Annotated in this window: 3 protein-coding genes, 5 pseudogenes and 1 other annotated feature; of the genes and pseudogenes, 2 read left to right on the top strand and 6 right to left on the bottom strand. The window is 58.9% G+C overall.

The genetic code is table 11. The features are described 5' to 3' along the window. From KIP88_RS44655 to KIP88_RS44645, 3 genes and pseudogenes are all read right to left on the bottom strand, one after another. Positions 1–509 (bottom strand): annotated as a pseudogene (locus KIP88_RS44655) (transposase); the annotation flags it as partial. Position 510: 1 nt separating this feature from the next. Continuing rightward, entirely contained in the window at positions 511–855 is a 345-nt protein-coding gene (locus KIP88_RS44650) for a DUF6788 family protein (RefSeq protein ID WP_214494422.1), read from the bottom strand. A gap of 516 nt (positions 856–1,371) precedes the next feature. After that, positions 1,372–1,671 (bottom strand): annotated as a pseudogene (locus KIP88_RS44645) (integrase core domain-containing protein); the annotation flags it as partial. A 17-nt stretch (positions 1,672–1,688) separates the two neighbouring features. On the opposite strand from KIP88_RS44645, the pseudogene KIP88_RS44640 reads away from it, so the two are divergent. Continuing rightward, a pseudogene (locus KIP88_RS44640) lies at positions 1,689–3,051 on the top strand (IS30 family transposase). A gap of 44 nt (positions 3,052–3,095) precedes the next feature. Here KIP88_RS44640 and KIP88_RS44635 read toward each other — a convergent pair. From KIP88_RS44635 to KIP88_RS44625, 3 genes and pseudogenes are all read right to left on the bottom strand, one after another. Next, positions 3,096–4,027: pseudogene (locus tag KIP88_RS44635) on the bottom strand (IS3 family transposase); the annotation flags it as partial. Further along, positions 3,629–3,745, bottom strand: a sequence feature (AL1L pseudoknot). (Overlaps the previous pseudogene by 117 nt.) Positions 4,028–4,342: 315 nt before the next feature. Then, positions 4,343–5,641, bottom strand: a complete 1,299-nt coding sequence (locus KIP88_RS44630) for a hypothetical protein (RefSeq protein WP_249791532.1) — start codon at positions 5,639–5,641, stop codon at positions 4,343–4,345. Between the two features lie 207 nt (positions 5,642–5,848). Beyond that, positions 5,849–7,372: a class I adenylate-forming enzyme family protein gene (locus KIP88_RS44625; RefSeq protein ID WP_214494418.1), complete on the bottom strand. Its 1,524-nt coding sequence runs from the start codon at positions 7,370–7,372 to the stop codon at positions 5,849–5,851. Between the two features lie 1,450 nt (positions 7,373–8,822). On the opposite strand from KIP88_RS44625, the pseudogene KIP88_RS44620 reads away from it, so the two are divergent. Then, positions 8,823–9,316, top strand: a pseudogene (locus KIP88_RS44620) (transposase); the annotation flags it as partial.

Genomic DNA, 9,316 nt, shown 5'->3' with positions numbered 1-9,316 from the left:
ATGCGGATCAACACCCTTACCCCGTCGCCCAGCAACGTGCTGTCGGTCGGGTAATGGATGTTGGTCTCCACCACCGTCGTATCCACGCGCATTCTGCGTCCCTGCGTCACCCCTTTGCTGCGCGATTTGCACGATCCGTTCGTGGATCTGCCTGATTGTTTCCGGATCCACAGCCAGGCCCCAGCGCCCCATCGTCTTGGCGTCCGGCGTCTTGCCGCCGCCCACCCGGTGAAGTCGCGATACACCAGATTGGCGCGCACTTCGCGTTCCAGCACGTGATAGCTCCAGGTGCGAACGTGCTTGAGGATCAACAATCGCAACACCACCTCGGCCGGCGCGCCCAGCCGACCACGACTCTTGGGATGTCGTCTCGCCAGCGCCTCGTACACCGCACCGACGATCTGTTCATCCGCCAGAACCCGGTCAGCATGGGTCATCCAGCCTTCGCGAAGATCGCTCACTTCCCCGGCGATCAAGCCGTCGCCGAAGCTCAGTTGCGCTCTGCGCATCTCAATCACGTTTCTTCCTCCCCCGCGGCAGCGCCGCATCAGGGCGCAGCAGGTGGTGATTGAGCTCGCAGATCGCCTCGATCGCGTCTTTCAGCTTCTGGTAGTTGTCCAGCCAACGGCGCACCTCGGCAACGCGCTCGCGCCGCACGCTGAACTGACGCACGCGTCCGCCCGCATAGCTTACCGTCAGGACATGCACCTGGTGCCCTTCGCCACGCGCGCATTTCGGGCAGCCGCTCTTATGACGAACCGTGCGCTCCAGCAGCGAGCCGCGCAGCAGTTCGCCGGTGACCGGTAGCTTGTCGACAAGCTTCTCACGCGTTTGAAGGGCTCGATTACGAATCATTAAGAATGAATCAACGCTGCCGCTTCAAGTCAACGCCAATCCGTCCGACCTTGCAGTTTTCGCCACAGCGAGCGATTCTGGCAGCCGCACAAGGTCGCCGATTTTTGCGCCGGAAAAGTAGCTAGATGGAATGGATTATAATGGCGTGCGAATGAGATCTATGGATGCAGGCCGGCATTCTCTAACTAGACGAATGCCGGGCTCGACGCACGAAGATACTTTGCTGTCTTCCTCGCCCGTCGCTATCGTCTGTACAGTGATGCTGGATGGTAAGTTATCAGACAAGAGCGAGTTCTGCTGCGTGAAGAGGAGAGGGGAACGCTAACCACTGGCGCAATGATGGTCAAACTGCGAGGCTCATATCCCGGACAACGTATTGTACGTCCAGCCGTTCTGCGTAACTACTTTAATCAGCTAAAGAATGGAGCCAATGACTGCAGATTTGGGTGCCGATCTGCATCGCTCCGGCATTCTCGTTGAACCGCCCCGGGATTGCCGGAGGCTATTTTGTTTGAGTCACGCCGCCACGGCGGTTTCTGCCACCATGGCGTAGTAGCGTTCCTCGGCTTCGACCGGCGGGATGTTGCCGATAGGCTCCAGCAGCCGGCGATTGTTGAACCAGTCGACCCATCCGAGCGTTGCGAATTCGACGGCTTCCATGGTCCGCCATGATCCGCGCCGATGGATGACCTCGGCCTTGTAGAGGCCATTGATCGTTTCCGCGAGGGCATTGTCGTAACTATCGCCGACGCTGCCGACCGACGGTTCGATGCCTGCTTCCGCGAGGCGCTCGGTATACTTGATCGAGACGTACTCTGGAGTTGGAGGTTGCGATGAGCATTCGAAAGCGGCGATCGGCACGGTCTGGACGAGCGCCATTACCATCGCCAGGACGACCGCCTGTGGCTGGACGGGATGAACAGAGAAGTTTCTGGCGAGCTATTGCCGCAGGGCAAAGCAGCGAAGATGTTGCGCTGGAAGCCGGAGTGTCACAGCCTGTAGGAACCAGATGGTTTCGAAAGGCGGGCGGCATGCCACCAGCGATGTTCAAGTCCTCAGCAAAGGCGTTCTCCGGGCGATACTTGTCATTGGTGGAGCGCGAAGAGATTGCGCTTCTCAAGGTGCAGGGCCATTCCATCCGGGAGATTGGGCGTCGTCTCGGTCGATCCGCCTCGACAATCTCGCGAGAACTGCGGCGCAATGCAGCCACCCGCAGCGGCGGGTTGGAGTATCGGGCGACGACTGCCCAGTGGCATGCGGATCGATCGGCCCGTCGGCCTAAACCAACCAAGCTTGCGCTCAACACAACCTTGCACACTTATGTGGAGGAGAGACTTGCCAGCGCCGTCGTGGCCCCCCGTTCCTGGTCCCGCGGTTCCGTGGAAGGGTCGCCGGCATGGCCCGCGAAAGGATCGACGATGGGCCAGGGCTTGGAGCCCGGAGCAGATTGCCCGACGCTTGCCGATCGACTTCCCGGACGACAAGACGATGCGTATCAGTCACGAAGCCATCTATCAGTCCCTCTTCGTTCAGGGCCGGGGAGTACTGCGCCGCGAACTGACGGCCTGCTTGAGAACAGGACGCGTGTTACGGGTGCCCAGGGCGCGCGTGCGCAGGCGAGGGAAAGGCTTTGTCTCGCCGGAGATCATGATCAGCCAACGCCCCGCCGAAGCAGCCGATCGAGCGGTACCGGGACATTGGGAGGGAGATCTCATCCTCGGTCTTGGCAGCTCGGCGATCGGCACGCTGGTCGAACGCACGACGCGTTTCACGATGCTATTGCATCTTCCCCGGCTCGCGGGGCATGGCGAAGCTCCGCGCACGAAGAACGGCCCTGCGCTCGCGGGACACGGGGCCGAAGCCGTGCGGGACGCGATTACGCGCACCATCATCACCTTGCCCCAAGAACTGCGTCGTTCGCTGACTTGGGATCAGGGAGCCGAAATGGCTCAGCATGATCGTCTCAAGATCGATACGGGTGTCCAAATCTACTTCTGCGACCCGCAAAGCCCATGGCAGCGTGGCACAAACGAGAACGCCAATGGGCTGTTACGTAAGTACTTCCCGAAAGGCACAGACCTGAGCATCCACAGCGCTGACGAAATCGCCGCCGTGGCAGCGGCCCTCAATGCTCGACCGAGAAAGACGCTGGGCAGGCAAACGCCGGCAGAAGCGCTTGACGAGTTGCTGCCATGAGTAAACATAGTCGGTGTTGCGACGACCGCTTGAATCCATCCGCCTTGGCTGCCTCGGTCGCTGTGATGCACGAGCCGCCGCGATGCGCCGCTTGCCGGTCATGGAGGGCCTGCTCGAGCGCATCGAGTACGAAGCTCGCATGCGCGGTTCGTGAGGTCCGCCAGCCGACAATGCGCCGCGCATAGGCGTCTATGACGAAGGCGACATAGACAAAGCCGGTCCAGGTCGAGACGTAGGTGAAATCCGAGACCCACAGCGCATTCGGGCGCGGCGCGTGGAACTGGCGATTGACGTGGTCCAATGGGCACGGCGCCGCCTTGTCGCTGATCGTGGTTCGCACGGGCTTGCCGCGGATCGCGCCCCGCAACCCCATGCCTCGCATCAGCCGCTCCACGGTGCAGCGGGCAACGTCAAAGCTCTCGCGCTGCAATTGCCGCCAGACCTTGCGCACGCCATAGACCTCGAAGTTCTCCGCGAAGACGCGGGCGATCTCCGGTGTCAGCGCCATATCCTGCTTCGCTCGCGTGGAGAGCTTCTTCGGATCGGTGCGTTTGGCGACATGGGCATGGTAGGTCGAGGGAGCGATCGGCAAGACCTTGCAGATCGGCTCGACCCCATGGACCTCTCGGTGATCGTCAATGAACGCGATCATGGCTTGTACCGGCGGTCGAGCTCCGCCTGGGCAAAATAAGCCGACGCCTTGCGCAGGATCTCATTGGCCTGGCGAAGCTCCCGGTTCTCCCGCTCCAGCGCCTTGAGCCGGTCCGAAACTTCCGATGGCACGCCGGATCGTTTGCCGCTGTCGATCTCGGCCTTCTTGACCCACTCATGCAATGTCTGCGGCGTACAGCCGATCTTCGATGAAATCGAAACAACCGCCGCCCAGCGCGAGGCATGCTCGCCCTCGTGCTCCAGAACCATCCGAGGCACGGGTCCGGACTTCAGGTGAGAATTTGTTCGTCGTCTTGCTTGTCATGGCTCAACCTTCTCAAGAGTTGGAGCCTCCGGCAATCCCGGGGCGGTTCACGTGCTCCGCGCGTCGTCCCAGAACTAAACCGTTTGCACGGTTGTGGCATAGCAAACCTGACAAGGTTGGTGCGCCGAACAACTTGGGTTTGGAACGGAAGAAGCGACAGTGCTGCGCCAGTCAACCTGGAAGAGAGTGCTTCGCCATCTCCTTAGGGCGCGTTTTGGCTTCAGCACATGGTTGGGAATAGGGATGTTGTTCAAGTTGGAACAAATGGACCGAAGAAGGCATCCTGAAGAGTGGAACATGGGGCAGTGATCCAAATCAGAGCATCGTCGATAATCGATGCTCGAAATTCCGGCCCACCAGCCTGTCGCGCGCGATCACGAGACACTCCACCGTGCCTGCCTCTTGGTCGGCGGCGAGCGGAATAACGCCTTCCTTGTGTATGCGATCAAATAGCAATCCTTCATCGACAAAACAATCAAGTGCCGTTTGGAGGGAGTTTAGTCGGACGTTTCGCACAGATGAAATCACGTAGGAATGGGAATAGTCGGCTCCTAGCAATCGGTCAGCAATGCTGTGCAGTACCGAGCCCCCGCCCCACCGACCGTTCGCTTCATTAAACAGCAGCCGCCCGTCGGTCGAGAAAATGGCATCTATGTTGATCACTCCGCGGTAACCCAAGGTCCGCGCAAGCTCCACAAATCGATAGGCGTGCGCGTAAGCGGTCGAGTACTGCTCATTGCTCAGGTCGCTTGGAAGCTCTAGACCAGTCCAGACGAGAGCTCGTTCGGCCCGATCTTCGCTTCGATGCAGACGTATGTTTCCACTGTTGACGTATGCGATTGAACCATTTTCCTCGATTTCAAACTCAAGGTAGAACAGAGAACGGGCCAAGTGGTATGATTCTACGACCACTGTTTTACACGATGAGGTTGTCATCTCAGACCAAAGTGCATCAGGATCAAGCGACGGCCAAAGAACCCGCCGGGTCTCCCTTGCCCCAGGTAGTGGAGCGCTCTCCTTGCCGGTTAATATGACATTTCCAACTCCGCCGGCTCCATTGTCTAATTTTACAATGACGCTGCCGGTTTCAAGCCTTAGGGAGTTGACCGCTCTGAACAATTCTTCTGAGCTTGTTGCTATGCATCCACTGGGCAACGGAAGCGTGACACTTGTTGCCAATTGACGGAAGTGGCTCTTGCGGTTCAATAGATCAGGGCCTCGCTGCAGAGCGAAGTCGTTCCCGTTCTGCTGTATGCCGAGCATCGCCGCTAAGCGCGCAACGCCTTCAGTAGAGTAGCAAGCACAGAGTTTCCAATGTGTTTTCTCACGAACGTGGCGTCGGATTTGTTCAACAATTGTATTGGACTGCAGAGTCAAATCACTAAGGACCCGGGTCTCGTGCGCGTTTTCTGGCACGAGCACCAAGACGGTCGATGGGTCGAACCTTAGCGTCGCGCCAACGTAGTGTAGCAGATCAGTTGGGATCGCTACCGGAGAGACAATTAGGTCGCCCGCTTGTGCAAACCATACGGAGCGCCAAGCCGACTTGGCTGCAAGCGAAAGTTGGATTGCCGTCAGATCGGCACCCGACATTTGGGCGGTACCGGCGTTCATAATTAGGATCCGCGGCATCAACGAGCTCCGTGGTACTTGGCATATCGGGACGGAAGCGCAGTCCGGCACTACGATGAACGTGCGGCAGCGTATTCATGTAGTACAGTTGTTCGAAACGACTTCAGTGAGCTAGAGACATAAGATCGCGTGCAGGCGGCAAGGGAAATATTGCCAGCGCCCAATCCGCGATATTCATTTGGTGCCTCCTTACCGACTTGATCGCGCATCGAGCTCTTTCAGCATAAAATGCTGGATCTTGCCCAACCCCGTTCGCGGCAATTCTTCCGTGAAAATGATTTCGCGCGGCACTTTGAAACGGGCGAGCTGCGACTGCATATGCGCGGTCAGTGCTTCCGCTTCAATCCGCACGCCCGACCGCCTGATCACATAGGCGACTGGTACTTCATCCCAGCGCGAATCGGGCCGACCGACGACAGCGCATTCTGCGACATCGGGATGCTCCATAAGCACACGCTCGACTTCTGCCGGATAAACGTTTTCCCCGCCGGAAATGATCAGATTCTTCTTGCGATCATGGACCCAAAAATACCCATCAGCATCGCGGCGGCCGATGTCGCCAGTGTGATACCAGCCGTTATGCAGCGCCTCGCGCGTTGCTTCTTGATTGCCCCAATATTCGCAGAAAACATTAGGCCCGCGCACTGCGATCTCGCCCAGGGTGCCTGGCGGCAGCTTGTTGCCCCCACCATCGATGATTGCCGCTTCGCAGAAAAGGCCGGGCAGGCCAGTCGTACCCTCACGCGAGAGATCACCGCCGAGTCTCGTATAGACAGCAATTGGGCAGGTCTCCGTGGAGCCATACACCTGCAGCACTGGTACGCTGCGTGCGACAAAGCGTTCGATCAGGTGCTGCGGCACCATGGTTGAGCCGGTGGAAATTGCTCTGAGTGAGCTTAGGTCGGTGGTCGACCACTTGGGATGCTCGGTCAGGCCTTGAATCGTGGCAGGCACCAGCACGGCCAGAGTTGGCCGTTCGCGCTCGAACGCAGCGAGCGTCGCCTCTGGCGTAAACCGCGTGTGGATCGTAACCGTCGCGCCGTGATGCAACGCTGGCGTCGTCTGGATATTGAGGCCACCCACGTGGAACAGCGGCAACACTGTCAAGACATGGTCAGCCGAGGAGAGGCCATGCATGTGCTGACTCATAACCCCATTCCACAGCAAGGCCTCTTGGCGCAGCACAGCCCCTTTCGGCCGCCCTGTCGTGCCCGAGGTATAGACGATCAGAAGCGGGCAGGACAGGTCCGTGTACGGATTGCGACCATCGCCGCGCCCTCGGTCTAGCAGGCCATCCCATTTGCTTCCGCCGAGGGGCGCAAAATCCAAGCCGACGACAAAGATATCCGGCAGTTGCTCCGCCAGCGCCGGCAGGAGTGCCTCGAAGGCGTGTTCGATCACCAGCACCTTGGCGGCGGCGTCGGACAGGATGAAGAGCTGCTCGGCGACCGCAAGCCTCCAGTTCAGTGGCACGAGCATTGCGCCGAGCCGCGCGCAGGCATAGAGCAGCACCAGATGGTCAGGCCGGTTAAGGCTGAGGATCGCGACGCGATCGCCTCTCTCGACACCGAGCTGGCTTTTTAGGGCGCGCGCGACCTGCTCGATCCGTTGATTGAAGATCGCGTAGCTTAAGGTCTCGCCCTCGAAATGGATCGCGGGCTTGTCGGGAGTGAACGCCGCGTTGCGCTCAATCAGCGTGCAGAGATCAACCATCAGTCTTCCGTTTTCCCTGGCTTGCACAGTACTTGCCTCCCGAAGCGGCCAATGAGAGCTCCTCTACGTCGCTCGGAAGGTGTCGATTACGGCTTTATTGTCTTAGATGAGGGGCCTTCCGTCAGGTACCCGCAAAAGAGTTCAGCTTGTGACGATCTCGTGAGGCTCAGGTAGGGTGGATGTAATCCGGAGACTCAAAGTGTAGGCTCTTGCTCACGTACTTCAGTTTTGCTCGACAGGGGCTGCGTGCATCAGACAATGGTGATAAGCGCACCATGACGAGAGTTTCCTGCGCGATCTTCTCAATACAGGCTCGCCACACATATAGGCGGCTCCGGCATCTCCACCTTTGAGGCCGACAATGGCCCGGCATTGGCCTTGAGTGTGATTGACTAGCAAGATCTTCCTGGAGCCGTCAGGTCTTTTCACATGCCGCTCCGAGATACCGGGCAATCTCTTGCGATGTCGCGCCGATCGTGGCGAGCGAAATTTGCCGCCACAGCTCCTTGGGAGCTTCTGCAGCCCAATCGACCTTTATGCGTTTGCGCGATCTTGTCGCCATACCAGCTCCCAGGGATCTGTGCGGACAGAACAAAACACGCTTCTCGGATTGAGCGCGGCGCGGCCGGAAGCCGGCGCCACCTACTTTGAGATCGTACAATTTGACGCCACGTGCGATTCAAGTCCTTTTGGGCGGCCGTCGTGTGAATATGTTCAAACTCCTAAGCCTCCGGGAGCAGCGATGATACGAAAACTGAAAAAGCACCGCCATTTCCTCATAGGATCTGGGCCGAGCCGGGCTAGCGTTGCCAGCGCCAAGGCCTTAAGGCGCCGTCTTAGTGAGCGGCGCAGCTGATGCGTGTCGGGTTCCCATTCAGGGCTGATCTTCTCGCCGCCATCATGCTGTTCGCCTCTGGGTAAGAAGCCGAGCTGCCAAGGAGTCGCTATCGAGACAGATTAGGAACGAGTGTCACTTGCATGCAGGGCACTAACTCAGGATGCGAGCTGCCTCGGATCTTTCTGATCAGAACCTTCTTTCGATGTGTGCGCGAATTGCATTTGCTTTAGCGTCAATCCAGCCCCGCTCGCGCGCGCTTGCGACCATCTTGGCGTAGGCTGCTTCCCAGGTTTTGTTGTCCTTGGGGCAGCCAGGCAGGATAGGCACTAAATAGGCATCAGCGCATTGTCGTGGTCAAACGAGCGTGATCCCTTTCAAGTCTGAAGGCTTAGCGGCATACGGGCCCTTCAAGACGAGCTTAAACCCGCAAAAATCGAAGGGCTCCGCCATTTGCACTCCCCTCTCGGGCAAGTATTCTATCATCATAACTCGGCTCCTTCATTGTGGCTCTCAACATAGCCTTAAGAGCCGGCCCCGGAATTCTGCACAGGTCGATAAGTGGAATTTCTGCCTGACAGCGGGCACGCTGGTGCCTGCGAATCAGGAGCGACGATGAGCAGACGAGCACGCCGGAACCACACACCGGCCTTCAAGGCGAAGGTGGCGCTTGCCGCCGTCAAGGGCGACCGGACAGTAGCTCAGCTTGCCGAGCAGTTCGACGTCCACCCCAATCAGATTACGGCGTGGAAGGCCAGCTGGAGGGTGGCGCTTCCGGAGTTTTTGGACCTGGCAGCGCTGCGCCGGCCACGCCTGCGATCGATGTGAAGTCGCTGCATGCCAAGATCGGGGAACTGACGCTGGAGAACGATTCTTTAGAAGGAGCGCTCACCAAGGCGGGATTGCTGAGCGCAAAGCGATGATCGACCGCGAGCATGATCTGTCGATCACCAGGCAGGCGGAAGTTTTGCAGATCAGGCGCGGCAGCGTTTATTACCTGCCGCGTCCGGTGCCGGACGCCGATCTCGCGATCATGCGGCGTCTCGACCGGCTGCATCTGGAGTTTCCCTTCGCCGGTTCGCGAATGCTGAGAGGCCTGCTGGCTGCCG

This window comes from Bradyrhizobium sp. SRL28 (genome assembly GCF_018596315.1).
In the GTDB taxonomy this organism is placed as follows: domain Bacteria; phylum Pseudomonadota; class Alphaproteobacteria; order Rhizobiales; family Xanthobacteraceae; genus Bradyrhizobium.
The sequence above is the reverse complement of the archived record's forward strand: the minus strand, read 5'-3'. Positions and strand labels throughout refer to the sequence as shown.